General features: G+C 71.1%; 27 protein-coding genes. 10 read left to right on the forward strand and 17 right to left on the reverse strand.

Going from position 1 to position 26,964, the window contains the following annotated elements; genetic code table 11:
- Positions 1-16: 16 nt before the first annotated feature.
- Positions 17-1,633 (reverse strand): hypothetical protein, encoded by a 1,617-nt coding sequence (locus LL648_RS21700; protein WP_232664461.1) that lies wholly within the window; start codon positions 1,631-1,633, stop codon positions 17-19.
- Positions 1,634-1,888: 255 nt separating this feature from the next.
- On the opposite strand from LL648_RS21700, the gene LL648_RS21705 reads away from it, so the two are divergent.
- From LL648_RS21705 to LL648_RS21720, 4 genes are all read left to right on the forward strand, one after another.
- Positions 1,889-2,767: an alpha/beta fold hydrolase gene (locus LL648_RS21705; RefSeq protein ID WP_232664462.1), complete on the forward strand. Its 879-nt coding sequence runs from the start codon at positions 1,889-1,891 to the stop codon at positions 2,765-2,767.
- On the forward strand, positions 2,764-3,576 hold the full coding sequence (locus LL648_RS21710; protein ID WP_232664463.1) for an LLM class flavin-dependent oxidoreductase: 813 nt from the start codon (positions 2,764-2,766) through the stop codon (positions 3,574-3,576). Before LL648_RS21705 ends, LL648_RS21710 begins: the two co-directional genes overlap by 4 nt.
- A gap of 147 nt (positions 3,577-3,723) precedes the next feature.
- On the forward strand, positions 3,724-5,619 hold the full coding sequence (locus tag LL648_RS21715; protein WP_232664464.1) for a DUF6777 domain-containing protein: 1,896 nt from the start codon (positions 3,724-3,726) through the stop codon (positions 5,617-5,619).
- A 205-nt stretch (positions 5,620-5,824) separates the two neighbouring features.
- A complete protein-coding gene (locus LL648_RS21720; protein ID WP_232664465.1) occupies positions 5,825-6,862 on the forward strand; it encodes a site-specific integrase in 1,038 nt (345 codons plus the stop codon).
- A gap of 341 nt (positions 6,863-7,203) precedes the next feature.
- Here the strand turns inward: LL648_RS21720 and LL648_RS21725 are convergent, their stop codons facing one another.
- The 6 genes from LL648_RS21725 to LL648_RS21750 all read right to left on the reverse strand — a co-directional run bounded on the left by LL648_RS21725 (position 7,204) and on the right by LL648_RS21750 (position 12,263).
- Positions 7,204-7,584 (reverse strand): ASCH domain-containing protein, encoded by a 381-nt coding sequence (locus LL648_RS21725; RefSeq protein ID WP_232664466.1) that lies wholly within the window; start codon positions 7,582-7,584, stop codon positions 7,204-7,206.
- A 187-nt stretch (positions 7,585-7,771) separates the two neighbouring features.
- Positions 7,772-8,563: an ABC transporter permease gene (locus tag LL648_RS21730; RefSeq protein ID WP_308190371.1), complete on the reverse strand. Its 792-nt coding sequence runs from the start codon at positions 8,561-8,563 to the stop codon at positions 7,772-7,774.
- On the reverse strand, positions 8,560-9,477 hold the full coding sequence (locus tag LL648_RS21735) for an ABC transporter ATP-binding protein (RefSeq protein ID WP_232664468.1): 918 nt from the start codon (positions 9,475-9,477) through the stop codon (positions 8,560-8,562). Before LL648_RS21735 ends, LL648_RS21730 begins: the two co-directional genes overlap by 4 nt.
- Positions 9,474-11,018, reverse strand: a complete 1,545-nt coding sequence (locus LL648_RS21740) for an FAD-dependent monooxygenase (RefSeq protein WP_232664469.1) — start codon at positions 11,016-11,018, stop codon at positions 9,474-9,476. Before LL648_RS21740 ends, LL648_RS21735 begins: the two co-directional genes overlap by 4 nt.
- Entirely contained in the window at positions 11,015-11,614 is a 600-nt protein-coding gene (locus LL648_RS21745; protein ID WP_232664470.1) for a TetR/AcrR family transcriptional regulator, read from the reverse strand. The genes LL648_RS21740 and LL648_RS21745 overlap by 4 nt, the downstream gene beginning before the upstream one ends.
- A gap of 67 nt (positions 11,615-11,681) precedes the next feature.
- Positions 11,682-12,263, reverse strand: a complete 582-nt coding sequence (locus LL648_RS21750; RefSeq protein ID WP_232664471.1) for a hypothetical protein — start codon at positions 12,261-12,263, stop codon at positions 11,682-11,684.
- Positions 12,264-12,357: 94 nt separating this feature from the next.
- Here LL648_RS21750 and LL648_RS21755 point away from each other — a divergent pair, with 94 nt between their 5' ends.
- Positions 12,358-13,629 carry a hypothetical protein gene (locus LL648_RS21755; RefSeq protein ID WP_232664472.1) on the forward strand — a complete coding sequence of 424 codons (1,272 nt, stop codon included), beginning with the start codon at positions 12,358-12,360 and terminating at the stop codon, positions 13,627-13,629.
- 32 nt (positions 13,630-13,661) lie between these two features.
- A complete protein-coding gene (locus LL648_RS21760; protein WP_232664473.1) occupies positions 13,662-14,000 on the forward strand; it encodes a DUF3024 domain-containing protein in 339 nt (112 codons plus the stop codon).
- Between the two features lie 3 nt (positions 14,001-14,003).
- On the opposite strand, the gene LL648_RS21765 is transcribed toward LL648_RS21760, so the two are convergent.
- Complete coding sequence (locus tag LL648_RS21765; RefSeq protein ID WP_232664474.1) at positions 14,004-14,342, reverse strand: MmcQ/YjbR family DNA-binding protein; 339 nt, start codon at positions 14,340-14,342, stop codon at positions 14,004-14,006.
- A gap of 38 nt (positions 14,343-14,380) precedes the next feature.
- Between LL648_RS21765 and LL648_RS21770 the strand changes: the two genes are divergently transcribed.
- Complete coding sequence (locus tag LL648_RS21770) at positions 14,381-14,824, forward strand: MerR family transcriptional regulator (protein WP_232664475.1); 444 nt, start codon at positions 14,381-14,383, stop codon at positions 14,822-14,824.
- Positions 14,825-14,842: 18 nt separating this feature from the next.
- On the forward strand, positions 14,843-16,234 hold the full coding sequence (locus LL648_RS21775; protein WP_232664476.1) for an MFS transporter: 1,392 nt from the start codon (positions 14,843-14,845) through the stop codon (positions 16,232-16,234).
- A 3-nt stretch (positions 16,235-16,237) separates the two neighbouring features.
- Here LL648_RS21775 and LL648_RS21780 read toward each other — a convergent pair whose 3' ends face one another.
- Together LL648_RS21780 and LL648_RS21785 are read right to left on the reverse strand one after the other, a co-directional pair.
- The gene (locus tag LL648_RS21780; RefSeq protein WP_232664477.1) at positions 16,238-17,257 is read right to left on the reverse strand and encodes a ferrochelatase; all 1,020 of its coding nucleotides are present in this window, start codon (positions 17,255-17,257) and stop codon (positions 16,238-16,240) included.
- 7 nt (positions 17,258-17,264) lie between these two features.
- Positions 17,265-17,867, reverse strand: coding sequence for a TetR/AcrR family transcriptional regulator (locus LL648_RS21785; protein WP_232664478.1), 603 nt, complete (start codon positions 17,865-17,867; stop codon positions 17,265-17,267).
- A 54-nt stretch (positions 17,868-17,921) separates the two neighbouring features.
- Here LL648_RS21785 and LL648_RS21790 point away from each other — a divergent pair, with 54 nt between their 5' ends.
- Complete coding sequence (locus LL648_RS21790) at positions 17,922-18,386, forward strand: GNAT family N-acetyltransferase (RefSeq protein ID WP_232664479.1); 465 nt, start codon at positions 17,922-17,924, stop codon at positions 18,384-18,386.
- 89 nt (positions 18,387-18,475) lie between these two features.
- On the opposite strand, the gene fabI is transcribed toward LL648_RS21790, so the two are convergent.
- The 7 genes from fabI to LL648_RS45305 all read right to left on the reverse strand — a co-directional run bounded on the left by fabI (position 18,476) and on the right by LL648_RS45305 (position 25,175).
- Entirely contained in the window at positions 18,476-19,273 is a 798-nt protein-coding gene (gene fabI, locus LL648_RS21795; protein WP_232664480.1) for an enoyl-ACP reductase FabI, read from the reverse strand.
- 79 nt (positions 19,274-19,352) lie between these two features.
- Positions 19,353-20,072: a beta-ketoacyl-ACP reductase gene (gene fabG / locus LL648_RS21800; RefSeq protein WP_232664481.1), complete on the reverse strand. Its 720-nt coding sequence runs from the start codon at positions 20,070-20,072 to the stop codon at positions 19,353-19,355.
- Positions 20,073-20,114: 42 nt separating this feature from the next.
- Complete coding sequence (locus LL648_RS21805; protein WP_232664482.1) at positions 20,115-20,492, reverse strand: VOC family protein; 378 nt, start codon at positions 20,490-20,492, stop codon at positions 20,115-20,117.
- Between the two features lie 57 nt (positions 20,493-20,549).
- Positions 20,550-21,557, reverse strand: coding sequence for a VWA domain-containing protein (locus LL648_RS21810; RefSeq protein ID WP_232664483.1), 1,008 nt, complete (start codon positions 21,555-21,557; stop codon positions 20,550-20,552).
- Positions 21,536-22,417 (reverse strand): DUF58 domain-containing protein, encoded by an 882-nt coding sequence (locus LL648_RS21815; RefSeq protein WP_232664607.1) that lies wholly within the window; start codon positions 22,415-22,417, stop codon positions 21,536-21,538. Before LL648_RS21815 ends, LL648_RS21810 begins: the two co-directional genes overlap by 22 nt.
- Before the next feature lie 107 nt (positions 22,418-22,524).
- Positions 22,525-23,565, reverse strand: coding sequence for an AAA family ATPase (locus LL648_RS21820; RefSeq protein WP_232664484.1), 1,041 nt, complete (start codon positions 23,563-23,565; stop codon positions 22,525-22,527).
- 311 nt (positions 23,566-23,876) lie between these two features.
- On the reverse strand, positions 23,877-25,175 hold the full coding sequence (locus tag LL648_RS45305; protein WP_232664485.1) for a C40 family peptidase: 1,299 nt from the start codon (positions 25,173-25,175) through the stop codon (positions 23,877-23,879).
- 229 nt (positions 25,176-25,404) lie between these two features.
- Between LL648_RS45305 and LL648_RS21830 the strand changes: the two genes are divergently transcribed.
- Positions 25,405-26,958 (forward strand): hypothetical protein, encoded by a 1,554-nt coding sequence (locus LL648_RS21830; RefSeq protein ID WP_232664486.1) that lies wholly within the window; start codon positions 25,405-25,407, stop codon positions 26,956-26,958.
- The last annotated feature ends 6 nt before the right edge of the window (positions 26,959-26,964 follow it).

A 26,964-nucleotide genomic window follows, 5' to 3' on the forward strand; every position in this document is an offset into this window, starting at 1 on the left:
GGCCCGACCGGGGCGGCTACTTGTTGAGGCCCTTCACCCGCATCGTCAGCAGCTCCAGCTCGATCTCCCGCCGGGCCTGTTTCACCTGCGGCAACGCCTGCACGAGGACCTTGATTGCTGCGGCTTCGTCCCTCTTCTCCGTCGGAATGCCCGGGCCGGTGATCCACTTGTCCAGTTCGAGGATCAGGCTGTGGCCGGGAGGGATCGATGTGGCCTCGACCTTGCGCTCGCTGAGCAGCCGCGCGACCTGCTGGGTCTCGCGAGCTATGTGTCCTGCGCTCTGGTCGCCGGTGAGGAGCCCGTCCAGCCTCTGGGTGTACCGGTCGAGCGTGGAGGCCAGCGGGTCGGTCTTGCCGATGCGGAACGTCGCGATCTCCGCCTGCAGCTGGCGGGCGGAAGTGCGGGCCTCGTCGCGGAAGAGCCGTCCCGCGATACCGCCGGCGAGGAAGGCGTGCTCCTCTATCGGCTGGTGGGGATAGACGTTGTCGGGGGGTTCGATGTAGCCGGCGGTGCCCGAGTTGAGCGCGAACAGGGTGGCCTGCTGGTGCTCGACGGTGCCCGGGGCCGGTGCGTTCGGCGTGCTCAGCTGCTCGACGAGCAGCCGCTGCCGGTTGTGGGTGTTCTCGTGGACCAGCGTGTCGAGGATGTCGTCGAAGTTCGTCTTGTACGCGTCCTTGCGGTCGTTGAGGAAGATCGTGTTCGTGTTGCCGTCGTAGAACCCGTTGTTGTATGCGCCCTCGGCGGTGGGGGTCAGGTTGGGGTCGTCGGAGTACAGCTTCAGCGCGGGGATGTCGGTGCCCGGGATCCCGAGCGCGGTGCTGTGGGTCTTCAGCACGTCCTCGAGCAGCGCCATCTTGTCGGCGCGCGACAGCGTGGCCCAGGCGAGCCGTTTGGCGGCGATGCCACCGATGTTCTTCACGGTGGCGAGCGCGGCGTCGATCTTCTGCACCTCGGCGGTCTTGAAGGCCGGGTCGAGCTGGATCGACCGGTAGAGCGTGATCAGCGCGGCTCGGCGTTCGTCGCGGCGGGTGGGGTCGCCGTGCACGAGATCGCGGACGAGGTCGATCCGCGCGTCGGGGGTCATGGCGGCGAGCTGGTTGGGTTGGGCGTTCTGCACGGTGGAGAGCGCTGTGGTGGTGGCGTTCTTGATGGTCGCGACCTCTGCGGCGAGGCGAGCGGCGAGGGTCTGCCGGGCGGCGTCGGACGCGTTGGCCGCCACGATGTCGCCGTCGAGCGTTGCTCGGCGGTTCGGTTGTGCTGCTGCGAGGAACTCGGCGTCGAGCACGATGGGGGTGAACTCGGCGATCTTGGTGAGGGTCGCCAGTTGCGCTTGTGCGTTCGCCAGCGGGTCGGTGATGGTGCTGATCTGCTGCAGCTCGGCGTCGAGCACCTGCGCGATGCCGACACCCAGGCCCAGGGTCCGGATCAAGTTCACCCTGGCCGCGACCGGTGACAGCGCGGCGGGCGGCCCGGTCGTGGGAGTGGCCGGCGTGGGGGTCGTCGTGGTGGGGGTCGTGGTGGATCCGGTGGCCTTGGTCTTGTTCCGCTTCGTCTTCTTGATCGACTTGGGTGGGTGCGGGGTGCCGCCGCTGGGCGGAGTTGCTGTCTTGGACTTCTTGGTCCCAGTCTGCATGCGTCCACCCATCCCGATCGGTGACGACGGAGCAACCGAGCGTAGCTGCGGAGTGGCGAGGCGGGACAGCGCCCGAATGCAGCATTGCCACAGACGATCGAATCGATCGGCATCCATCGCTTTTCCTGATGTCGAGATGGCTCTAACGTTTGGTGCGTGGAGCTGACCAGCAGCGACGTAAGCAGCCGGTCAGCCGGAAGTCAGCACCCGAGTCCACCATGGACTCCCCCGCGGTGCGCTACGGAAGGATCTCTCATGGGCATGACGGAACGGACGATCAAGACGAACGGTGTCGAGGTCGCCATGACTACGGCCGGCGACCCCACCGACCCCGCAATCGTGCTGATGCACGGGGCGGGCCAGTCGTCCGCGGCATGGGACGACGAGTTCGTGGCCCGCCTCGCGACTGGTGGGCGGTTCGTGATCCGCTTCGACGCCCGCGACACCGGCCGGTCGACCAGCTACCCGGTCGGCGCACCGGAGTACGGGCTCCCCGACCTGGTCGCCGACACGGTCGGACTGCTCGACGAGCTCGGGATCGACCGGGCCGGCATCGTCGGGATGTCGCAGGGCAGCGCGGTGGCCCAGCTCCTGGCAATCGACCACCCGGACCGTGTCTCGTCGCTGACGGTCATCGCGTCGACACCGGGTGGACCGGGCCACGACAACCCCGACCTGCCCACGTTCAGCGACCGGATCCTCGCCTCGTTCCAGGACGAGGCACCGCAGCCGGACTGGGACGACCGGACCGCCGTCGTCGAGTACCTGGTCGACGCGGAGCGCCCGTACGCGGCGACGTCACGCCCGTTCGACGAGGAGGGCGTGCGCGCCGCCGCGGAGCGGGCCGTCGACCGGGCCGGCCGGACCATCGCCGCGCAGGTGACGAACCCGTTCCTGATCAGCGCGGGCCCGGCGTGGCGGCAGCGGCTGGGTGAGGTCACGGCACCGACGCTCGTCCTGCACGGCACCGAGGACCCGTTCTTCCCCTACGGCCACGGCGTGGCGCTGGCGAAGGAGATCCCGGGCGCGCGGCTGGTCGCGCTGGAGGCCGCCGGGCACGAGGTGCCCCCGAAACACACCTGGGACGTCGTCGTGCCCGCCCTTCTCGAGCAGACCGCCGGTGACCGGTCATGAGCCGCCTGCGGTCGGCGATCTGGCTGCCGCTGTTCGACGACCTCGCTGATCCGCGTGCCGCAGCAGCACTGGCCGCCGACGCCGAGAAGGCGGGGTGGGACGGCTGCTTCGTCTGGGACCACGTGCACTGGCGTGCACCGATCCAGCAGGTCGGCGACTCGTGGATCACGCTGGCGGCGATAGCGTCGGTCACCGAGCGGGTGCGGCTCGGCCCGATGGTGTCGACGCTCGCCCGGCGTCGACCGGTGAAGGTGGCACGGGAGACCGCCGCACTCGACGTGCTCAGCGACGGCCGGCTCACCCTGGGTGTCGGCATCGGCAGCGACCGGTACGCCGGTGAGCTGTCCAGGACCGGCGAGCAGGTCGACGACCGGGAACGCGGGCTGATGCTCGACGAGTCCTTGCAGATCCTGAGCGCCGCGTGGTCGGGCGAGCCGGTCCGGCACCGCGGTGAGCACTACCTCGTCGACGACATCACGTTCCTCCCGCGGCCGGTGCAGCGGCCCGGGGTGCCGGTGTGGGCCGCCGGGTACCCCGGCCGGATCAAGCCGATCCGCCGCGCCGCCCGGCTCGACGGCTACTTCCCCGTCAACCTGGAGCACCCGGACCAGCTCGCCGAGGCCGTCGCCACCATCAGCGAACTGCGAGGCGGCGAGATGGCCTCTTACGACGTCGCCGTCGCGCTGCCGGTCGGCGCCGACCCGGCCCCTTACGCGAAGGCGGGCGCAACGTGGTGGATGCCGGAGATCGACCCCGGCACACCGCTCGACGTCATTCGTGGGGTGATCAGCGACGGCCCCGCCGGGTGAACCTCGGTCGGGGCGGCGAACGGCCCTCTCGGATCCCCCATCTGCGCGATCACGTAACGCCCTGGGGTAGCGACTGCGAGTGACTGAGCGCGGGCGGTTCCGCAGCTCGCTCCGTTGCACGGTCGACGTTCGAGGCTGGAGCCTCTGATGGATCTCGGGTGGTCGCGAGCGACGCGGATCGGGCTCGGCGTGTTCGTCGCACTCGCAATGGTGGCCGGTTTCCTGGTGATGACGGTCGTCGGCCGCAGCAGCGTCGCTGCGGCCGCAGCCCCGATGTACCTGGAAGCGGTCAATCAACCGGGGAACAACCCGTTCGTGCCGGTCGCCGCAAAGGCATCGGCGCCCGCACCCGGAGGCGCCCAGCCGACCGAAGAATCGGCAGACCCAGCAGAGCCGGCGGAATCGGACGACTCGGCGGGATCGGACGAGCTCGGCAAGTGCGACCCCGAGCAGCTCATCGCCTACCTGACAACGCACCAGGATGCCGCGCAGGCCTGGATCGACGCGCTCAACTCGGACCCGAACCTGACGTGGAGCGGCGGCGACGAGGTCACCCTCGAAGACATCCCCGACTACATCGCGCAGCTCACAACGGTGACACTCCCGGAGGATCGGCGGGTCACCAACTACCAGTTCGAGAACGGCACAGCCGTTGCCGTGCAGTCGGTGCTGCAGGCGAACACGGCCGTGCTCGTCGACGCGGCAGGTGTACCGAGGGTGCGCTGTGCGTGCGGCAACCCGTTGACGCCGATGAAGCAGATCACCGCGCCGCCGACGTACCTCGGAACGCCGTGGTCGGGGTTCACCCCGGTCGTCGTGATCGTCGTGGTCGAACGCGATCCGCAGTGTGACGACGACGAGTACTACGACGGCGACCGCTGCCGGCCCTACGTCGAATGCCCGCCTCCGCAGTACCTCGGCATGGACGGCCGCTGCTACTACGAGGTCGACGACTGCCCGGACGGGTGGCTGCGCGACGACGACGGCCACTGCTACGACCCCTACCCGGACTACTGCCCCGGCGGCTACGCGAAGCGGCCGGGCGTTGACTGTGTCGAACCGCCGGTATGCCCGGACGGTTCGCCGCGGGACCGCGGGGACCCGTGCGAACCACCGGACGTCTGCCCGGACGGCTCGATGAAGCACTCCGGCGAGGAGTGCCCGAAGCCGCCCGTGTGTCCGGAAGGGTCGGATGCGTCCACCGGGGACCGCGGGGAATGCCCGAAGCCGCCTGTCTGCCCGGACGGATCGGAGCAGGAACGGGGCAAGCCGTGCACCCCCGATCCGTCCTGTGACGAGCAGTTCCGGCCGGGCTGCCCCCCGAAGGACACCTGTCCCGACGGCTCGGTCCGCAAGCAGGGGGAGGAATGTTCCGAACCTCCGTCGCCTCCGTCGTGCCAGGACGGGTCGCCGCGGTCGGACAGCGAGGATTGCGCGGTCGTGCAGCCGCCGCAGTTGCCGCAGCCGAAGACGTGCGAGGACGGGTCCGCTGTGCCGGAGAGCGGCGAATGCGCGGTGGTGCCGTCGCCGCTGCCGAAGACGTGCCTGGACGGATCCCAGGCACCTGAGGGCGGGGACTGTCCGGGGGTGCAGCCGCCGCTGCAGAAGACGTGCCTCGACGGGTCCGCGGCTCCCGAGGGTGCCGAATGTCCGGTGGCGCCGCCGCAGCAGCAGCCCAAGACGTGCCCGGACGGATCTGCGGCGCCGGCGAGCGGCGACTGCCCGGTGAAGGCGCTGCCTTCGCGCAAGCCGTGTCCGGACGGGTCCGCGGCTCCGGAAAGTGGGAAGTGTCCGGTGAAGAAGACGCCGACGTCGACGGCGTGTCCGGACGGCTCCGTCGCGCCTGCGGGCGAAACGTGCCCGGTGAAGACGAAGACTCCTCCGCCGCGGACGTCGTGCCCGCCGGGCATGTTCCTCAGCGACGGGCTGTGCTTCACCTGTCTCGGGCCGTCCCCCGACCGGGTTCCGCCCGAGGGATGCGCCCCGACGGCCAGCGGCCGGCGCGGGTCGCGGACCTCGTCAGGTCGACGGCGGGGCGCCTGAGGCACCGGTTGCTGCCTCTTATGACAGGTCCGACGACGCGGCGGGGTCTCTCCGTCCTCACCTGCCAGCCTTCTCGCACCTTCGATTCGTTCTGTTCTGTTCTGTTTCGTTGCGCGACACAACACAACAGACGTAACGGAACGTTTTGCCGGGAGTCTGACATCCGATAACGTTCGCTTCTCGGAAGTCAGAATGGAGGTGCCGGATGGCTCCGGAGCCCGGTACACACACCGGCAGCCGCGAGGTCGCCGCGACGAAACGAACGGCGCTCACCCACCACGAGCCGCGCGCGGTGGCGGAGGTGGTCGCGCTCCAGGAGCAGGCCCGCTCCTACGCCCACAACTCGCGGGCGCAGTCGACCTGGCGGGCCTACGACAGCGACATGGCCGACTTCCGCCGCTGGTGCGCCGCGCAGCAGCCCCCGCACGCCGCGCTACCGGCAACCGCGGAGACCGTCGCGCTCTACCTGACCGCGCTCGCACCCGTCCGCGCGCCGTCGACCTTGCGGCGCCGGATGGCGGCGATCAGCGTCGCCCACCAGCTCAGCGGCCTGGAGTCACCCACCGCCCACCCCGCCGTGCGGGCGGTCTGGGCCGGTATCCGCCGCACGCACCCCGTCGCACCGCGCAAGGTCCGCGCCGCGCGCACCCCCGACATCGCCGCGCTGATCGCCCCGCTCGTCGCCGACGGTCCTGACGGCTCCACTCTTGCCGATGTGCGGGACCGGGCGCTGCTGCTGCTGGGCTTCGCCGGTGCGCTGCGCCGCAGCGAGCTCGTCGCGCTCGACCTCGCCGACGTCACCGAGGACGACGACGGGCTCCGGCTGGTGATCCGCAAGTCCAAGACCGATCAGGACGGCGAAGGCACACTGATCGGCCTGCCCTACGGCAGCCACCCGGCCACCTGCCCGGTCCGCGCCTGGCGGGCCTGGATCGCACGTTCCGGGCTCGCCGACGGCCCCGCGTTCCGCGCCGTCGACCGCCACGGTCGGCTCGCCACCCGCCGCCTGTCCGACCGCGCCGTCGCCGACATGATCAAACGCCGGGCCGCCGCCGCCGGACTGCAGGGCCGGTTCGGCGGTCACTCGCTGCGCGCGGGATTCGCCACCGAGAGCTACTCCCGCGGCGTCCCCGAACTCGCGGTCATGCGCCACGGTCGGTGGCGCTCCGCCACGGTCATGCGCGGGTACGTCGCGGAGGGGGCGTTGTGGAACGACAACGCCGCCGCTCGCATCGGCCTCTGAGCGCCCTTAGATGGTTGATCCCCGGGTTGTCGCCGCGCCGGGCGAGGTCAGGAAAGCCACTTTCCGGCCCTCCGCAAGCCCGAGTGAACTGCGCGAACGGCACTTTCGAACGATAGGTTGGCCCGAAAGTGCCGTTCGCGCGCTTCCCGGCGCTCGCCGAGCTGGGTGTGCTCGTGAGTTGAGTGTGCTCAGGGCTGCTTCGACTGCCGTCAGTACACTCTCGATCGGACAGCGCCTGGATCCCGGGGTGCCGGTCCACCGCGGTGGCTGCAGCGATTCACCTGACAGCAACTTTCCTGGCACGCCGCCCACCGCCCCTCCCGATCAGCCGCAATTGAGGTCTACCCGCCACCCACTCGGGGCGGGTCGACCAGCGCGATACCGATGGCCACCACGCCCAACGCTTCCCGCTCGGGCGGGTAGATCTGGCGGATGTTGGCAAGCTGTTCGGCACGGGTGGCCAGCGGGTTGACCGAGGCCACAGACTCGTGGTCGAACATCTCCTCGAAGTCGGCATAGCGGGCGACCTTGGTGACGCGGGTGAGGACCTCGTCGCCCTGACAGCGGAACCGGATCAGCGAGCCTTCCTTGATCTTCTTGCGACTGAAGTCGTTGACTCGGATCTCCGTGGTCTTGCGCCCTTGGGCGATCAGGTCGAAGTATCGCCTGTAGATGCGCATCTCGTGAGCGCGCACGGGCGGGGTGACGGGTCGGTCGGTCATCAAGCTTCCCGGTCCCTTGACGGTGAACGAGCGGAAGAAGTGCTTCGGGGACTCGACATCCGGCGACGGTCGACCATCATTCAGAGAACGGCAAGAGCGGCACGCCGAAGGTCTCGTGATCGATCATGCGCGGCTCCGTCGCCGCCCGCATCAGCCCCAGTCCGGTGCCGCGGCTCGATGACCGGAATCAGACGTCGCGGGTCCGGAACACCGTGAAAGCGACGACGAGGACGAGCACGGTCACTGCCCATAGCCAGGTGAGACCGCCCAGCGGGGGTAGCGCGCCGGCGACCCCCCGGGTGGACAGGATCTGCATGCCGGCCGCGCTGGGCCAGAACATCAGCAACGGCTGCCCGATGGAGGGTGGCAGGCTCGGGAGGATCGCCGTGGGCACGAGGAGGGTGGCGGTGAACATGATCGCGATCCCGGCGGCGGTTCCCCGGACGATGGTGCCCACGCCGAGGCCGAGCAGCGCGGTCGCGGTCATCACGAGGCCCACTCCGAGCACCGCCCGCAGCACGTCGGGCTGGTCGAGCGACGCCTGCGGGACGCCGTGCGCCGCGAAGACCGCCTGTCCCGTGAGGAACATGCCGAAGCCGACGGGGACGCCGACCGCGAGGCTGACGGCTGCGAGGACGGTGGCCTTGGCCATGAGCAACCGGCGGCGGTTCGGCACGGCGGCGAGGCTGCTGCGGATCATGCCGGAGGCGTACTCGGAGGTCATGACGATCACCCCCAGCACGACCGTGGCGAGCATCGCGAAGATCAGACCGGTGAAGAGGCTCTCGTGCACAGGGTCGAAGGTCGAACGGCTCTCGGCCGTGCTCGAGCGGTAGGTCTGGGCGGCGTCGGAGCTGATGAGCGCCCCGATGCCCACACCGGCCACCACCGTGCCCACGAGAGCCCACCAGAAGGAGCGGAGGCTCGACAGCTTCTGCCACTCGGATCGCAGTGTATGGAGGAAGGTCGCAGGTCTCACGAGAAGGCTCCGTCCAGGACCCGGAACTCGACGCTGTCGTGGGTCGAGTTCATGAACGCCTCCTCCAGGGAGGCCTCACGAGTGGTCAGCCCGAAGAGGACGACACCGGCGGCCGCGGCGACGCGGCCGACGGCTTCGCAGTCCATGCCGGCCACGTCGAGCTCACCGCTCGGTGCGTGACCGACGGTGGCGCCGGCGTCGGTGAGGAGCCCGGTGAGGGTCTCGGCGTCCGGGGTGCGCACCCGCACCGTGCTGTGGGAGTTGGCGCTGACGAAGCCGGCGACGCTCGTTTGGGCGATCAGCTCGCCGCGGCCGATCACCAGCAGGTCGTCGGCGGTCAGCGCCATTTCGCTCATCAGGTGGCTGGAGATCAGCACCGTGCGCCCTTCGGCGACGAGGTCGCGCATGAGAGTGCGGATCCAGAGGACGCCCTCGGGATCGAGGCCGTTGACAGGTTCGTCGAACACGAGGATCCCCGGATCGCCCAGTAGCGCGGCCGCAATGCCGAGCCGTTGGAACATGCCGAGGGAGAACCTGTTGACCCGTCGCCCGCCCACGTCGTCGAGCCCGACCGTGCCGAGCACGTCGTCCACTCTGCTCCGGGGAATCCCGTTGCTGCGGGCAAGGCAGAGCAGGTGCTGGTACGCGGTGCGACCACCGTGCACCGCGCGGGCATCGAGCAGGGTCCCGACCTCCCGCATCGGAGCCGGAAGGTCGCGAAAGCGGCGACCGTTGACGGTGATCGTTCCACCGGTCGGCCGGACGAGCCCGACGATCATGCTCATCGTCGTGGTCTTGCCTGCGCCGTTCGGGCCGAGGAAGCCGGTCACCCGCCCTGGCCCGATGTCGAACGTCAGGTCGTTCACGGCGCTCGCCGGACCGTAACGCTTGGTGAGGCCACGAGCCGCGATCATCCGATCTCCTTCCGCAGGTTGCCGGCTGCGGCAAGGCTGCGGGTCGCATCGCCGAGGGACGCAGGGCCGAACCACCGGGACAACGCCCGGCCGAGCCGGTCGGCGTCGTGGTTCGCGGCATCATCCGCCCAGGCGACGTACCCGTCGGGGCGCACGAGCAGACCGTCGAGGGACGCACTGCTGGCGGCTCGGACGATCGTGACGCGGTCGGCCCAGGCGGCGGCGTCGGTGGCGAGCCGGCCGTCCGGGGTGGGATCGAGCAGCAGTGGCTGCCCGCCGTGCATCAGTACTGCCAGTCGGGTGGAGCCGCGGTCGGTCGTCAGGGGCAGGTCCGGGGCGAAGCACCCGACCAGCGGGTGCGCGGATGTGTCGTCGAGGTCGTACCGCAGGTCCAGGGCCCAGAGCCGATCGACCACGTAGCGCAGTGCCTGCTCGTGGGCCAGCACGTCGGTCAGCAGGTCCCGCAGGGCGGTCATCTGCTCGCCGGGCGCCAGCAGGAGGCTCTGCGCCCGGGAGAACGACAGCGTGCGCTCGGCCACCGGATGCCGCTCTGCGTGATAAGTGTCCAACAGGCCGGGTGGCGCCCATCCGCGGACCTCCGCAGCGAGCTTCCACCCGAGGTTGGCAGCGTCCTGCAAGCCGGTGGTCATCCCGGGGCCGCCTGCCGGGAACTGGATGTGGGCGGCGTCCCCGGCAAGCAGCGCGCGACCGGCGCGATAGCGGTCGGCCTGGCGGGCCGCGTCGGTGAAGCGCGACAGCCAGCGCGGTTCCCGCATGGCCAGCTCGGCGCCGTGTACCCGGCGCACGCTCGCGTGCAGCTCCTCGAGGGTCATCGGACCGTCGCGGTCGACCTGCCCGCCCCATTCGGCGGAAACCACTCGATGCACCTCGCCGTCCAGCGGGACGACGGTCAACAGGCCCGTCGCCGTGCGCCGCATCCCTATCGGAACGTCGTCGCTGCCGGAGATCTCGACGTCACCGAGGCGGCACACCACCGTCGCCGCAGATCCGGAAAACCCGATGCCGGACCGCGCCCGGACTCGGCTCCGGGCACCGTCGCACCCGACCAGGTAGCGGGCACGCAGCTGATACGGGCCATCCGGGCCGAGGACGTCGATGGTGACGTCCTCGGCGCCCTCGGAGAACCCGACCAGCTCGTGTCCGCGCTGCACCAGCCCGCCCAGCTCGCGGGCCCGGTCCTCCAGCACCCTCTCGACCTCAGCCTGACGTACGGGCAGCGGCGCCGGGAAGTGCCCCGCGGGCGCCGACCCCACCAGGCCGGCGACATCCAGGCCGATGCCGCTGAGATGCGCCCACCGGCCGTAGTCCGCCTCGGGCACGGGAACGCTGTCGAACCGCTCCAGCAAACCGCGGTAGTCCAGTGTCCGCGCCGCGCGCCCGAACAGGCCCAATGCCTTCGACCGGCCCGTCGGCGCAGGCAGCTGCTCCAGCACGACGACATCCACACCGTGAAGCCGCAGCTCGCACGCCACCATGAGCCCCGTCGGTCCGGCGCCGACCACCACCACATCCGGGCTCATCGCTGATCCCCATCAGCGGCGGGGCGCAGGCCGGCGGCGACCTGTTCCAGCGCTCGCCTCAGCATCGGCAGAGCGGGTCCGTCGAACCCGGAACGCTCCTGGTGCTCAGCGGCGATCCGCACGGTTGTCACCACGAGACCGGCAACCAGGTGCGGAAAGATGTCCTGCTCGGCATCCGCGCCGATCCGTTGCGCGATCCCCTCGGCGAGGACGCGTTCGACGACCGGGAAGACCTTGAGCTGCTCGGTCGCCAACGCCGGTGTGGGCCTCACGTTGGCGAGTTGTCGGAGGTCGTCCCCGGTGAAGCCCTCGATCACAGCAGAGATCACCGCGTCCCACAGCGGCTCCCGCGGTGGCCGGGCCAGCAGCGCGGCCTTCACCCGGGCGGCGCGGTGGTGCGCGGTCGCGAGCAGTGCTTCGTCCTTGGTGGCGAAGTAGTTGCTGAACGTCCGCGTTGAGACGCCGGCCTCGGCGGCGATGTCCTCCACCCGCACCTGCTCCCAGCCGCGCTCGACGGCCAGCCGCAGCGCGGCCAGGCGCAGCGCCTCGCGGGTCGTCTGCTTCTTGCGCTCGCGCAGGGTGATCTCGTCGCTCATGGCATCCACCATGCCCGAACTTGCAGACCCCTGCAAGAATGCCGATGTCTGCAAAAAAGCGTCGCTGCTAGAAGCTGGTGCCGTGGCTGGCGGCGCTTCCCGAATCACCACCCACGCCGTGGCTGCTGTGGTGGGAGGTGCCCCGATGGGTGGTGTGGGGCGAACCGTCGCTGCGTTCTGGAGTCCACTTGGGCTGACGCTCGAACCTGGCGCGCTGTTCGGCCAACCTGCGCTCGATCTCCTCGCGAACCGGCCGGTACGCGGCCTCCGCCTCGTCGAAGCGTGCCAGGAATGCCCGCTGCGCGGTGTGCGACCGCCGCGTGAGGCGCCGCCGCCGACCCGGCAGCGGGAACGGGCGCGGCACGTGCCGATGGCTCCAGGTGCGGCGACGCAGGTCGACGTGCCCGTAGACGGGCCACCCGCCGTGGTCGAGGTAGAGCTCGCGCAACGCGGCCGACAGCGCGTCGAGGTACTCCTCGGCGGCGCGCTGCCACTCCTCGGCCTCCGCCTCGGTGGCCGGGACCGTCCCCCAGCCCGACGACCGGCACTCGTAGACCGAGACCTCATCGGGCACAGGGCGGTCCGGGAGCGGCACGAACCGCGGCGCGCACAGCTCGGCCACACCGAGCCGCAGCTCGCGGTGATCCATCCGACCAAACATCCGACGACCTCCTGACCTGTTCTCCCGCGGCACACCGGAGGTTCCGTGATCGATCAGGCACCCGACGTGGGATCGTCGGCGCATGCACGCCGACGAGGACCGGTCCCCCACCGATCGACCCGACGGGCAGGCCCTGCCGTGCGGCTTCCCCGGCGGTTGCCCCAACACTGTGGCCTACACCGGCACCGGCCGCCGACCGAAATACTGCGGCCAGCTCGTCGGCGGGGTCGTGCACATCCGCAGCAACGCGCACCGCGCGAGCAAAGGCCAGCTCACCGTCCTCCACGCACCACCGACCGTTGACGAGCCGACGGCTACCGAGTCTGCTTCCCGACCGGTCTCCACGGCCCGCACCACGCTGGAGGCCCTGCACCGTGAGCTGCTGACCACGGCCACCACCCACCAGAACGCCCTCACCGGCCTCGTCGGACGGATCGAGGCCGCGGTGGCGGCGGTCTCCGACGCCGACGCCGTCGCCACCGAGATCGCCGCCGTGCACCGCGACGCCCGACGCCGCATCGACGACGCCGAGGCCGCCACCGACGCGGCCAACAACCGCGCCCGCGCCGCGGAGACCGCGACCGGCGCAGCGCAGGCCGAACGCGACTCCGCGATTGCCCGGGCCGAGCAGGCGCAACGCGACACCGAAGCCGCCCACGAGCTCACCCGCGCCGCCACCGCGGCCCGCGACGACGCCGTCGCCGCCACCGAACGCCTCACCGGCGATCTCACCGCGCTGACCACCGCCTACGAGACGACGACCACCCGGCTCGACACCGCCCTCGACGAGCGCGACGAGCTGCAACGCCGCCTCACCGCGGCGCAGGGCGACCTCGAACGCATCGACGCCCAGCTCGCGACCGCAACCGACCAGGTGGCCACGCTCACCGACACCCAGCAGCAGCTCCGTGCGCAGCTCGCCGGCCACCGCGACGAGATCGTCGTCGAGCGCCACCGCGCCGAGCTCGCCGAGCAGCAACGCGGCCACGCCGAGCAGGCCGCCGAAGCCGCCCGTCAAGAGCTGGCGCGCCAGCTGCAGCGCGACGAGACCGAACGGCAACGCTTGACCGCGGAACGCGACACCGCCCGCGCGGAAGCCATCGCAGCCGCCACCGCCACCGAGCAGAGCCGACGCGAGGCCGGTGCGGAGATCGCCGAACTCCGCGCCCAACTCGACGGCGCCCGCACGTCGCTGGCCGACCACGTCGCACACGCCGAACAACGCCTCGCCGACCAGCGCGCGGCCTACGAAGCCCACATCCGTTCGCTGCTGACGACCCGCCCCGTCGACCCCCAGCCCGACCCCCAGCCCGGCTCTCAGCCAACTCCCAGCACGACCTCGCCCGCGCAGTGACGCACAGCGACCGCCCTGGCACCATGTTGACCATGCACGAAAGCGCTGTCGACGATGCCGTCGCACGCGTTCAGAAGTGGTGCGCCGAGCGCGTACCCGAGCGCGTCCGCGACCACGTCCGGATCGAATGCGAGCCGGAAACCAACCAGATCACCATCGTCGAGCGGCGGCGCGCACCCGACGCCACCACCGACTGGACCCGCCAGCCCATCGTGCAGCTGCACCACACGCCGCAGACCACGCTCTGGGCGCTGTACTGGCACGACGACGAGGGCCGCTTCCACGCCTACGAGCTGCTCGAACCCACCGACAGCGTCGAACGGCTGCTCACCGAGATCGAGGACGACCCCGCGGGAGTCTTCTGGGGCTGAGTCTCACCCCAGGTACGCCGCCGCGACCGACTTCGGCACGACCATCCGCCATGCATCGAGCACCAGCTCGCGCATCTCGTCCTCGTCGATCGCGGCCATCCGCACGTGCACCCACCTGAAGCGCTCGTCGGACCGCGACGGCATCTCGAACTTCTCCGGGGCGCTCGCGACCAGGGCCGCGCGTTCCTCCTTCGGGAACGCGAAACCCATCACCGTCTCGTCGCGCGAGAACGCCACGTACACGATCTGCCCCACCCGGAACTTCACGCAATCGCGCACCAGTACCTCGTACGACCGCGGCAAGGGCTTCACCACAGCACGGACCTGATCCACCGTGACCATGCAGGCACGATAGCCGCCAGGACCGACAAGATGGACCCGTGACAGATGAGACCGGGCAGCAGCTCACCCCTGTCGGAGCGGTCGCGCAGCGGTTCAAGCTGGCCGTCTCGACGCTGCACTACTGGGAACGCCGCGGCCTCATCCGCCCCGCCGCCCGCACGGGCGGCCGCCGCTGGTACGACGCCGACGGCGTGCACCGCGTCGCCGCGATCGCCACGCTCCGCTCGGCCGGCATGCTCAGCCTCGACGACATCGCCCACGTGCTCGACCGGCCCGCCGACGACCCCGGCTGGCGCGGCGCCGTCGAGGCCCGCGTCGACGCCTTCCGCACCCAGGTCAAGGAGCTGGAAAGCGCGCAGGGCTACCTGGAGCACCTCCTGACGTGCCCCAGTCACGACCCTGCGCACCGCTGCCCGTACCTGCAGCAGGAGTTCGAGCGGCGCTACCCGACGACGGAAGATGTTGACCTCAACCCGGATTGAGGCGCCACGCTCGAGCGGGTGCAGAAATGGTGGCCGCTCGTCGCGGTGTCGCTCGGAACGTTCATGCTCATCCTCGACGTCAACATCGTCGTCGTCGCGCTACCCGCAATCGGCGGCGAGCTCGACGCCTCGACCGTCCAGCTGCAATGGGTGGTCGACCTCTACGCCCTCGTCCCCGCGGCGCTGCTGCTCGCAGCCGGCAGCCTCGCCGACCGCTACGGCCACCGCGGCCCCTACCTCGCCGGGTCCGCCGTCTTCGGCCTCGCCTCACTCGCCTGCACACTCGCCCCGAACGCCGACGTGCTCGTCGCCGCCCGCGGGGTGCAGGCCCTCGGCAGCACGGCGATGCTGGCCACCGCCGCGGCCCTGATCAGCCTCATCTACAGCGGGCCCGCCCGCGCCACGGCGTTCGGGGTGTGGGCGGCCGCCGCCAGCCTCGGGTCCGCCCTCGGCCCGGTCATCGGCGGCGTGCTCACCCAGCTGCTGGGCTGGCGCTGGATCTTCGCCGTCAACGTGCCCGTCGTCGCCCTGATCGTGATCGTCACCGCACTCGCCGTACCGCGAGTCGCAGGACGCGGCACAGGCCGCTTCGACGTCATCGGCGTCGCCGCGTTCTGCGTGGCAGCCACCGGGATCGTGTTCGGCCTCAACCACAGCGTCGAGGACGGCTGGACCGCACCGCTCACCTGGACGTCCTTCCTGGTCGCCGCCCTCGCGCTCGCCGGGTTCGCCGCACACGAGCTGCGCACCGACCATCCCGTCCTCGACCTGCGCCTGCTGCGGGCACCGGCATTCACCGCGCTGCTCATCGCCGGTGCCGCCATCAACGCCGCCGCGTTCGGCATGCTCCCGTTCGCGTCCGTCTGGATGCAGTCGGTGCTGCTCGCCGGCCCGCTCGAAGCCGCGTTCATGCTCATGCCGCTCGCCGCCGCCAGCCTCCTCGCCTCCCTCGCGCTGCCCCGCGTCGCACACCGGCTGGGCGCCCGCCCGATGATCGGCGGCGGGCTGCTCCTCATCGCCGTCGGCGCAGCGCTCGCCCTGCTGGTCGAGCCCGGATCGTCGGGATGGGCGCTCACCCCCGCCCTCACGCTCCTCGGGCTCGGCACCGGCGCCGTGCTCCCGAGCCTCGCCGGCACCACGCTCGCCGCGGCACCCGCGGACCGCGTCGGGATGGCCGGCGCCGCCCTGAACACGTCCAGGTCGCTCGGCTACGCGGTCGGGTTCGCGGTGTTCGCCGTCGTCGTCGCCGCACACGTGCACGGCGGCATCGCCGCGGCCGCACCGACGTCGGCAGGGGAGGTCGTCGCGGGCCTGCACGCCGGGTTCGGGGTGGCCGCCGGCATCGCCGCAGCCGGCACGCTCACCATCGCGATCTGCCTGCGCCCGGCCCGACGCCCGGTCACAGTCTGAACGTCAACGGGACGGGCGGACCGGTAGGCGGCAGCAGTCGACGGCGCAGGGCACACCGTTCACCCCGCACCCGGCCGACGGCACGGACCCGAGCCGGCGGGCGGGCGTCCCGTCCGTCAGCTCGGCGACCAGCTCCACCACCATGTCCGCGAACCGCGGATCCGGCCCCGCCGTCGCCGCCCGCGCGAACCCCATACCCAGCTCGGCGGCCCGCTCCCGCGCCTCGGTGTCGAGATCCCAGATCACCTCGACGTGGTCGGACACGAACCCCACCGGCGAGAGCACCACCGCCGGCACACCGCGTTCGTGCAGGGCGTCGAGGTGGTCCAGGATGTCCGGCTCCAGCCACGGCACCTGCGGCGGACCCGACCGCGACTGCCACACCACGTCGTAGTCGTCGACGCCCAGCTCGGCCGCCACCAACCGCGCCGCCTCCGCGATCTGCGACGAGTACCGCCGCTCCTCACCGGGCGGGCCGGAGCTCACATCGGCCGACACCGGCACCGAGTGCGCCGTGAACACCAGCCGCGCCCCGGCAGGCAGCGTCGCCTGTGCCGCGCGGACCGCGTCGGCGTTCGCCGCGACGAACGCCGGGTGATCGAAGAAGTGCCGCAGCTTCACCAGCTCCGGAGCGTCCTCACCCACCGCCTTGCGGGCCCGCGCGACGTCTTCGTGGTACTGCAAGCACGCCGAATACCCGCCGTACGCGCTGGTGGCGAACACCGCCGCCCGCGCCACCCCGGCCCGGGCCATCTCCGCGACCGTGTCCTCGACCATCGGGTGCCAGTTCCGGTTGCCGAAGTACACGGGGAGGTCCGTCCGTGCCTCCACGGCGGCGATCAGCTCGCGGTTGCGCGCGTTGATCGGGCTGACCCCGCCGAAGTGCTGGTAGTGCTCCTCCACCGCGTCCAACCGCTCGGGCGGCACCCCCCGCCCACGGGTCACGTTCTCCAGGAACGGACGGACATCGGCCGGGCCCTCCGGGCCACCGAAGGACAGCACCAGCAACGCGTCGACGTGCACCCCTCGATTACACACCCGCCCCATCCGCACCGACGATCGGCACCAGCGCCGCACCGATCGCCGCCTCCTGCACCGCAGGCGAGTAGCTCTCCGGGTCGAGCGCGGCAAGCGTGTTCATCCCCTCCACCAGCGCGATCAGCGCCGCCGCCGACTGCCGGCACCGCGCGGGCGTCCACCCCGGCCGGCACGCCGACACCAGTCGCTGAACCCGGGCGAGCAGCGAACGGTTGTTGCCGACGTGCTGGCGCGCCAGCTCGGCGTCCGAGAGCGCCTCCGCGATGAAGCTCAGCCAGACGCTCGCCTCCTCCCGCGAGCCCGCATCCAGCGACGCCGCGCTCAGCAGCACCGCACGCAGCACCGCGTCCGGATCGGCGCCCGGCACCTCGATCGCGTCGAGCCGCACCGCGGTGCGCCGGTGCAGCAGCTCCCGCGCGTGCGCGAGCAACGCCTGCTTGTCCGGGAACGTATGCAGCACCAGACCCGTCGTGCAGCCCGCCCGCTCCGCCACCGCACGCAACGTCAACCCGCGCACGCCCCGCTCCGCGAGCACCGACCACGTCGCGGCCGAGAGCCGCTCCTGCTGCCCTGCAAGATCCTTGGTGCGCGGCACGGCGGAACGGTAGCAGCTGTTACGGTAACGCTTGCTACGGAACGAGGAGCGCCGATGACCACCACCGTCCAGATCGCCGCCGAACCATGGGACACCCCCGACGGCAACCACCTGCGCACCGCACAACGCGTCGAGCTGGACGCCCGCTACGGCCGCGACGACCACGAACCCGGCGCCGCACCCTCCGCCGAGGACATCGCCCGCTTCCTCGTCGCCCGCACCGCCGACGGCACTGCCATCGGCTGCGGCGCCCTCCGCCTCCTCGACGACCAGCGCGCCGAAGTCAAACGCATGTACGTCGCCCCCAACGCCCGCGGCACCGGCGTCGCCACCGCCATCCTCACCGCACTCGAGAACGACGCCCGCACCCTCGGCCTCACCGAGCTCGTCCTCGAAACCGGCGACGCCCAACCCGACGCCATCCGCTTCTACGAACGCGAGGGCTACACCCGCATCCCCAACTTCGGCGCCTACATCGGCTCGACGATCTCCGTCTGCTACGCCAAACCACTCACGTAACCGCAACTTCCCCACCGTTTTGGGTGGATGCGCGCCCACAGCGCGCGCAAGTGCCCAAAACGGTGGGGAAGTTGGCGGCTCTACTCGTGCTACTCGGCGGGCTGGACCGGGGCGACGCCGATCGCGTGGAAGCCCCCGTCGGCCCACACCATCGACCCCGTCGTCGCCGGCAACCAGTCCGACAACATCGCGCACACCGTCTTCGCCACCGGCGTCGGGTCGTTCACGTCCCACCCCAGCGGAGCCCGCCCGTCCCACGCGTCCTCGAACGCCGCGAACCCCGGGATCGACTTCGCCGCCATCGTCCGCACCGGACCCGCGGCGCACACGTTCACCCGGATCCCCTTCGGCCCCAGATCACGCGCCAGGTACCGGGTGATCGACTCCAACGTCGACTTCGCCACACCCATCCAGTCGTACGCCGGCCACGCCTGCCGGTTGTCGAAGTCCATCCCGACGACCGACGACCCCGGCCCCAGCAACGGCAGCAACGCCACCGCCAACGACTTGAACGAGTACGCGCTCGCGTGGATCGTCGTCGCGACGTCCTCCCACGGCGCGTTCAGGAACGCCCCATCACCCAAGCATGACGCCGGCGCGAACCCGATCGAGTGCAGCACCCCGTCCAGCCGCGGCTCGTCACCCAGCAACGGCGACACCCGCTCCACCAGGCTGTCCAGCTGCTCCTGGCTCGTCACATCCAGCTCGACCACCGGCGCCTCCTGCGGCAACCGCTGCGCGATCCGCTCCACCAGCCGCATCCGGCCGTAACCGGTCAGCACCACCTGCGCACCCTGCTCCTGCGCAACCTTCGCGACGTGGAAACCGAGCGACGCGTCGGTGATGACTCCGGTGATCAGCAAGCGCTTGCCGTCGAGAAGACCCATGCGCGTCAGGCTAGGGCACGCACCCCGCCAGTGATCCGCGACGTGCGCAGCCCCACCGCGGGGCTCTGCCGCCGCAGCGTCAGTGCCCCATCCCCAGCCCACCGTCAACGGGGATCACCGCACCCGTCACGTACGCGGCACCCTCCGAACCCAGCCACGTCACCGCCGCCGCGATCTCCTCAGGGCTCGCGTACCGCCCCAACGGCACCTGCGCGACGATCTCCTTGCGCCGCTCGTCCGTCAACGCACGCGTCATGTCCGTGTCGACGAACCCCGGCGCCACCACGTTAGCCGTGATCCCACGCGACCCCAGCTCCCGCGCGATCGACCGGGCCAGCCCCACCAGCCCCGCCTTCGACGCCGCGTAGTTCACCTGCCCCGCCGACCCCAGCAGCCCCACCACGGACGACACGAACACCATCCGGCCACCCCTGGCCCGCAACATCCCCCGCGACGCCCGCTTCGCAACCCGGTACGCCGCGGTCAGGTTCGCGTCGACGACCTTCGTGAACGACTCCTCGCTCATCCGCATGAGCAGCCCGTCGTCGGTGATCCCCGCGTTCGACACGAGCACCTGCACCGGGCCGTGCTTGTCCTCCACCTCCGAGAACGCCGCGTCCACCGCGTCGACGTCGGTCACGTCGCACCGCACCGGCAACAGCTCGCCCGGCAGGTCGTCGACCGGCCCGCGATGCGTCACCGCCACCTGGTCGCCCTGAGCCGCGAACGCCTTCGCGATCGCCAGCCCGATCCCCCGGTTGCCACCCGTCACCAGAACACTGCGCGCACCGTCAGCCACCCCGGCACCCTATGCGGACCCGCCGAACCGCCGCGACCCGACTCACACCGGCGGAACCACCGTGAACAGCTCGTAGCTGTTCCCGTCCGGATCACCGACGTAGACCCCGCGCCCACCGCCGAGCGAGTTGGTGCGCCGATCCCACCCGCTCATCGGCGCCGACCCGAACGGGACCTCCGGATCCGCCCGCACCCGACCCAGCACCGCGTCGAACGTGTCGTCGTCGACGAGGAACCCGAAATGCCCGGCCGACGCACCGCGACGGTCGTCGAAGTCGAACGTCAGATCCGCGTTCACCGCCACCGGCACGAACGGGCCCGCCGGCGCACCCACCTCGTGCCCCAACAACCGGGCGAAGAACGCCGCCGCCGCGTGCTTGTCCGAGCACCGGACGATCGTGTGGTTCAGCAAGATCGACATGCCAGTTCCCTCCAATGTGTGCGATACGCACACATTAATGCATGCGATCCGCACACATCAAGGGAAGCGACGGCCCAACAACGTCCCCGCAGCCACGCCGAGCACCAGCAACAACACGCCGCCACCCAGCCACGGCCGACTCACGTCGACCTTCCGCAACTCGTAGCCGATCTGCTCACCGAGCTGGTCGTACACGCCGCGCAGCTCCTCCTCCGTCGCCGCGGTGAAGAACTCACCACCCGACAGCTCCGCGATCCGCCGCAACGACGCATCGTCCACCGCAACCGGCGTCCGCTGCCCCGGGTTGATCTCGATCACCCCGTACTCCGTGCCGAACGAGATCGTCGACACCGGGATCTGCGCGTCCTTCGCCGCCCGCGCCGCAGTGAACGACCCCCGCGGCTCCTCCTCCGGCACCGGACCACTCGGCACCGTCTGCTTCCCGTCGCTCATCAACACGATCCGAGCAGGCGGCGGCCCCTCCGCCGACGCACCCGCGATCGCCTGCGAGAACGTCTCCACCGACTGCATCGCCGCGAAGATCGCCTCACCCGTCGCCGTCGACTCCGACAACTTCAGGTTGTCCACCGCACGCTTCACCGGCTCCCGATCAGCCGTCGGCGACACCAGCACCGCCGCCGTACCCGAGAACGACACCAACCCCAGGTTCACCCCCGGCGTCAACTGGTCGGCGAACGCCTTCGCCGCAGCCTGCGCCGCAGCCAACCGGCTCGGCTCGACGTCCGTCGCCTGCATCGACAACGACACATCGATCACCAGCACCACCGTCGCCCGGTTCCGCGGCACCCGCGCCTCGGCCTCCGGACCCGCCAACGCCACCGTCAACACCGCCAACGCCAGGATCAACGCCGCCGCCGGCACGTGCCGGTACCAGCCAGGACGCTTCGGCGCGATCCGCTCGAGCAGCTCCAGGTTCGTGAACGTCACCGCATCACGGCGCCGACGCCACAGCAGCACCAGGTAGCCGACCACCAGGGCCGCCACCACCAGCAGCAACGCCAGCCACCACGGATTAGAGAACGTCAACGCGACCCACCGGACCACATCCGCTTGCGCGCCAACGCGAACCGCACCACGTCCGCAACCCAGTCCGAATCGGTCCGCAACGTCAAGTGCGCCGCGCCGCACCGCCGCAACGTCGTCGCCACCAGATCCCGGTGCGCCGCGGCCGCCGCCGCGAACTCCCTGCGCAGCAACGGCGTCGTCACCACCTCACGCTGACGCCCCGTCTCCGGATCCGCGAGCACCACCGTCCCGACATCCGGCAGCTCCAGCTCACGCGGATCCAGCACCTCGACGGCCAGCAGCTCGTGCCGCGCCGACAACGCACGCAGCGGCCGCTCCCACTCCGTATCACCCAGGAAGTCCGAGATCACCACGGCCAACCCGCGCCGCCTCGGCGGCCGCCGCAGCTGCTCCACCGCCGCCGCCAGATCACCCCGCGTCCCCTCCGGCGCCCGCGGTGTCTCCGCGACCTTCCGCAACATCCCCCGCGCGTACGCCAAACCGCCCCGCGCCGGGATCCGCACCGTCCGCTCACCCGTCGCCACCAACGCACCGATCCGGTTCCCACCACCGCGGGTCAGGTGCGTCACCGCCGCCAACGCCGCGATCGCCAGGTCACGCTTCTCGCACGACGCCGTCCCGAAATCCAGGCTCGGCGAAAGGTCCAGCACCACCCACGTCTCCAGCTCGCGGTCGGCGACCGTCTGCCGGACGTGCGCCTCCGTCGTGCGCGCCGTCACCGCCCAGTCCATCCGACGCACGTCGTCACCGGGCTGGTAGAGCCGCGCCTCACCCGGCTCACTACCCGGCCCCGGCACCAGACCCAGGTGGTTGCCCTGCAACAGCCCGTCAAGCCGGCCCCGCACCACCAGCTCCAACGACCGCAGCGCCGCCTCCATCCGCCCGTCGCGGAACGACGGCGGCGACGTCGCGGGCCGCCGCCGGGCCGGCGGCGCTGTCGGTGGCGCCTGTCCAGGGACCTGACCCTCCTGGACGTCGGGCGATGTCACGCCGGCGCGCCCGCCGAGCTGAACGGCTGCGGACCCGCCTGCGGCCGCGCGCTCACCTGCGGCAACGGCACCGTCGCAAGCACCCGCGAGATGATGTGATCCATCGGCACCGCATCCGCGACCGCGTCGTAGGAGAGCACCAACCGGTGCCGCAGCACGTCGGGCGCCACATCCAGCACGTCCTGCGGCAGCACGTAATCGCGGCCCCTGACCAGCGCCAACGCCCGCGCCGCCGCCACGATCCCCAACGTCGCACGTGGCGACGCCCCGTACGACACCCAGCCTGCGATGTCGGCGAGACCGTGCTCAGCCGGTGTACGGGTCGCCACGACAAGCCGCACCACGTAGTCGACCAGCGCGTGGTGCACGAACACCCGCGACGCCACGCCCTGGAGCCGGACGAGCTCCTCCGGGTCGATCACCTGCTGCGCGACGGGCGGCTCCGCGCCCATCCGGTAGACGATCTCCCGTTCCTCCTCGACGTTCGGGTACTCCACGATGATCTTGAAGAGGAACCGGTCGCGCTGCGCCTCCGGCAGCGGGTACACACCCTCGTTCTCGATCGGGTTCTGCGTCGCGAGCACCAGGAACGGCTCCGGCATCGGGAACGTCTTCCCACCGATCGACAGGTGCCGCTCCGCCATCACCTCGAGCATCGCCGACTGCACCTTCGCCGGCGCCCGGTTGATCTCGTCGGCGAGCACGAAGTTCGCCACCACCGGACCCAGCTCGACGTCGAACTCCTCACGCCCCTGCCGGTAGATCCGCGTACCCAGGATGTCGGCCGGCACCAGGTCGGGCGTGAACTGCAACCGGGCGAACGACCCGCCCACCACTTTCGCCACCGTCTCGACAGCGAGGGTCTTCGCCACCCCGGGCACACCCTCCAGCAGCAGGTGACCCTTCGCCAGCAGCCCGACGAGCATCCGCTCGACAAGACGATCCTGGCCGACGATCACCCGCTTGATCTCGAACACGACGCGCTCGAGGCGCTCACCCTCACGGGCCGGACTGGGGACGGACTCCTGCGAGCTCACCCCGCCATCTCACCCGCTACCCCGTGAGACGGAAGTGAGCTACCGCTCCGGACGGCGGCTACTCCCCCGTCCGGGCCTCCGCCGCCGGCGGAGGTCAATCTGTGATTGGCCAAAAGAAGGCGTCAATGATTCATTGACCAGTGAAGGAGTGTAACTTCCCCACCGTTTTGCCTACTTACAGACCTCGGAGCCCGTGCAGGTTGGCAAAACGGTGGGGAAGTTCGTGGGTTCCACCCCGAAGTTCCCCACCGTTTTGGGTGGATGCGCGCTGTCAGAGCGCGCATGTGCACAAAACGGTAGGGAACTTCGGGTCAGAGCACGCGGGTGGCCTGCGGCAGCAGGCCCTTGGTGCGCAGCGGCGTCACGCGCACGCTCGCGCCGGTGTACGGCGCCTCGATCATCTTCCCGCCACCGATGAACATCGCGACGTGGTGGATGGGGGCGCCGCCGTTCTTGTAGAAGACCATGTCGCCCGGACGCAGGTCGGAGATCGGCACCTTCTGCCCCGCGTCGAACTGGTTGCGGCTCACCCGCGGCAACGACACGCCGGCCCCGCCGAACGCGTAGAGCATCAGCCCCGAGCAGTCGAAGCCCACCCGGTTCAGGGGCGACCCCAGCCCGTCCGGGATGCCCGTGGTGGGCCCGCGGCCCGTCCCGCCGCCCCACACGTACTGCACCCCCAGCTGCGACATCGCCCGGTCGATCACCCGCTGCACCGAGCCGCTGCCGCGCCCCACCGTCGCGCTGCCGCTCGCCGAGACCCGCTTCGCCGCGGCCTCCCGCTCGGCCCGCTCCCGCGCAGCCTGCTCGGCCGCCATCCGCTTCTGCCACTCGGTGAACGCCGCCCGCTGCTGGCGCAACCCGGCATCCGTCGACGCCGCGGCGTCCAGCGCACGCTGCACGCCCACCCGCTCCGACGCCAGCTCAGCCAGCTCAGCGGTGTGCTGTCGCGCGGCCTGGTCGGCAACGGCCACGGCGGCATCGGCCGTCGCCTTCGCCGACTGCGCCACACCCTCGCGCCGCTGTGCCTCCTCCACAGCGGCCCGCGCCGCCGCATCGGCGTTCGCCTTGTCGACCCGCGCCCGCTCCAACCCGTCCTGCGCCGCCAGCTGGCTGCGCGCGATCAGGTCGTTCATCTCCGCGCGCGCGATCAGGTCCTCGGGGCTCGTCGCACCCGTCAGCAGACCGAGCGGGCCCGTGTCCATCCCCTGCTGGTACGTCGCGGTGACGAACGCGTCCAGCCGCGCCCGCGCGTGGTCGATCGCCACCGTCGCGGCGTCGGTCTCGACCCGCGCCGCGGCCGCCTGCTCCTTCGCCAGCGCCGCCGCCGACCGCGCCGACTGCAGGTCGACGAGCGCGGCCTCGGCCGACTCCCGCTGCGCCGCCAGCGCCGCCTGCACGTCGTCGGTGCGGCTGTCGAGGTCCGCCAGCTGAGTCGTCAACCGCGCGACCTCGTCGGCCTGCCTGCTCACCCCCTGCTGCGAGCGCTGCAGCTCGTCGTCGCTGGGGTTGGGCGGCGGGGTCGGCTGCGCCGCCGCAGCGGGCGCCAGCAGCGCGGCGGCCAGCAACCCGACCACCGTCAGGCCGATGACGCGCCCGGACCGCCGCACGACCCCTCCCAGCATGATCGTTGTGAGCGATCGAACTGTGCCATTCGGGTCGCCGCAGATCCGGCGGCACACGCCCGTCCCCGATCAACATCCACCACATGGGGGAACGCGCACGCCCCAACCGACCCTATTTGCCCAGGTCCAATGCGTACTTCCACGGACGATTCGCGCCTCTGTCTCGCTGACACTCGAAACCTGCCCGCAGCGGGCGACGGCCGAGGAGGCATCCATGACGAACTACGGACCACCAGGAGGGCCACCGCCGCCCCATCAGCCCTACCAGGGACAGCGACCCGACGACCCCACAACATCCGTGTTGCCGGCAGGCGGCTACCGAACACCGCCCGGCGCGTTCCCACCCCGCCCCACGCAGCACTACCCACAGCAGTACCCGCAGGAGCAGTACGCGCCGCAGCAGTACCAAACGGTCCCCACGCAGCGGCAACCCGTAGACGCCCCGCCGCCGGCCTGGCAACCGCAGGGTCCGAGCTGGGGCGGCCCTCCCCCGCCACCGCCGGGCGGCACCACGCCGGCGCCGCGGCGCAAGCGCGGCCTCGTCATCACCGCGATCCTCACGGTCCTGCTGCTCGGCGCAGGAACGTTCTTCGCGTTCATCTACTTCGGCCCCCGTGACGGCGGCACCAGCACGCCCGGCGAGGCCGTCACCCTGCTCGCCTCCGACCTGGCCGAGGGCAGGCCGCTCGACGCCTACAGCCGGTTCCACCCCGCCGAGGTCCGCGCGGCCACCGACATCACCGACGCCGTCACCACGGAGCTCAAGCGCCTCGAAGTGCTGCGCCCCGACGCCGACCCCACCGCCTCGTACAGCTCGCTGAGCGTCACCGACCTGCGCTTCGACGACGCCGCGGCCGAGAAGGTCCGGGACAACGTAGTGATCAACAAGCTGGTCGCCGGCAAGATCACGTTCGCCTCCGACCCCGCGAAGCTCCCGTTCACCGACTCCTTCCGCGAGGCCGCCTTCCCCGACGGCATCCCGATGAGCGAGACGACCCCGCTGGACATCACCGAGATCGTCCGCGCGCAGGGTGAGCCCATCCGCGTCGCGACCGTGCAGGTCAACGGCAAGTGGTACGTCAGCGCCCTCTACACCGCGGCCGACTACGCCCTGCGCGCCGCCGGCAAGCCGTGGCCGACCACCACCATCGCCGCCCGCGGCGCAGCCGACCCGGAATCCGCGCTGCGCGAGACCGTGCAGGCCGCACTCGACCTCGACGTGCGCCGCCTCATCGAGCTCGCCCCGCCGGAGGAGCTGCAGGTGCTGCACGACGTCGGCGACGCCATCGCCACCGGTCCCGCGCAACCGAGCGGCCTGAAGATCGTCGAGCTCGAGACCACCTCGACGGCGGTCACGGGCGGCACGGCCCTGCGCCCCACCTCCGCCGTCGTCGAGACCCCGACCGGTGACCGCATCGCGTTCCAGCGCGACGGCGACTGCTTCACCATCACGGTCCCCGACAGCCCGCCCCGGCGCACGTGCCAGGACGAGCTGCTCAACTCGGCCGGGCTGGGATCCCCGGGTCCGCGTTCCAAAGGCTCCACGGGTCTGGGCTCCGCAGGTCTGGGCTCCACAGGTTTGGGCGGTCCCTCGTCGACCGTCACACCGAAGATCGCCAAGGCACTGCTCGACCTCAAGGTCGTCACGGTCGAGAACGGCGGCACGCACTTCGTCAGCCCGCTCCGCACGGTCGGCACCCTCTATGTCGACGTGCTCAAGGCGCTCACCCCGGAGGACGTGCGGGAGTTGGTCAAGGCCAGCCGGTAGGTCACC

This window comes from Pseudonocardia sp. TRM90224 (assembly GCF_021245725.1).
In the GTDB taxonomy this organism is placed as follows: Bacteria; Actinomycetota; Actinomycetes; order Mycobacteriales; family Pseudonocardiaceae; genus Pseudonocardia.

Excerpts from the sequence above, each read along its gene's own strand:
- LL648_RS21715 (WP_232664464.1), top strand. The coding sequence starts at position 3,724 with ATGGATCTCGGGTGGTCGCGAGCGACGCGGATCGGGCTCGGCGTGTTC.
- LL648_RS21760 (WP_232664473.1), top strand. The coding sequence starts at position 13,662 with ATGCACGAAAGCGCTGTCGACGATGCCGTCGCACGCGTTCAGAAGTGG.
- LL648_RS21735 (WP_232664468.1), bottom strand. The coding sequence starts at position 9,477 with ATGATCGCGGCTCGTGGCCTCACCAAGCGTTACGGTCCGGCGAGCGCC.
- LL648_RS21720 (WP_232664465.1), top strand. The coding sequence starts at position 5,825 with ATGGCTCCGGAGCCCGGTACACACACCGGCAGCCGCGAGGTCGCCGCG.
- fabI (WP_232664480.1), bottom strand. The coding sequence starts at position 19,273 with ATGGGTCTTCTCGACGGCAAGCGCTTGCTGATCACCGGAGTCATCACC.
- LL648_RS21750 (WP_232664471.1), bottom strand. The coding sequence starts at position 12,263 with ATGGATCACCGCGAGCTGCGGCTCGGTGTGGCCGAGCTGTGCGCGCCG.
- LL648_RS21745 (WP_232664470.1), bottom strand. The coding sequence starts at position 11,614 with ATGAGCGACGAGATCACCCTGCGCGAGCGCAAGAAGCAGACGACCCGC.
- LL648_RS21725 (WP_232664466.1), bottom strand. The coding sequence starts at position 7,584 with ATGACCGACCGACCCGTCACCCCGCCCGTGCGCGCTCACGAGATGCGC.
- LL648_RS21790 (WP_232664479.1), top strand. The coding sequence starts at position 17,922 with ATGACCACCACCGTCCAGATCGCCGCCGAACCATGGGACACCCCCGAC.
- LL648_RS21755 (WP_232664472.1), top strand. The coding sequence starts at position 12,358 with ATGCACGCCGACGAGGACCGGTCCCCCACCGATCGACCCGACGGGCAG.
- LL648_RS21700 (WP_232664461.1), bottom strand. The coding sequence starts at position 1,633 with ATGCAGACTGGGACCAAGAAGTCCAAGACAGCAACTCCGCCCAGCGGC.
- LL648_RS21710 (WP_232664463.1), top strand. The coding sequence starts at position 2,764 with ATGAGCCGCCTGCGGTCGGCGATCTGGCTGCCGCTGTTCGACGACCTC.
- LL648_RS21705 (WP_232664462.1), top strand. The coding sequence starts at position 1,889 with ATGGGCATGACGGAACGGACGATCAAGACGAACGGTGTCGAGGTCGCC.
- LL648_RS21815 (WP_232664607.1), bottom strand. The coding sequence starts at position 22,417 with ATGGAGGCGGCGCTGCGGTCGTTGGAGCTGGTGGTGCGGGGCCGGCTT.
- LL648_RS21805 (WP_232664482.1), bottom strand. The coding sequence starts at position 20,492 with ATGTCGATCTTGCTGAACCACACGATCGTCCGGTGCTCGGACAAGCAC.
- LL648_RS21830 (WP_232664486.1), top strand. The coding sequence starts at position 25,405 with ATGACGAACTACGGACCACCAGGAGGGCCACCGCCGCCCCATCAGCCC.
- LL648_RS21765 (WP_232664474.1), bottom strand. The coding sequence starts at position 14,342 with ATGGTCACGGTGGATCAGGTCCGTGCTGTGGTGAAGCCCTTGCCGCGG.
- LL648_RS21740 (WP_232664469.1), bottom strand. The coding sequence starts at position 11,018 with ATGAGCCCGGATGTGGTGGTGGTCGGCGCCGGACCGACGGGGCTCATG.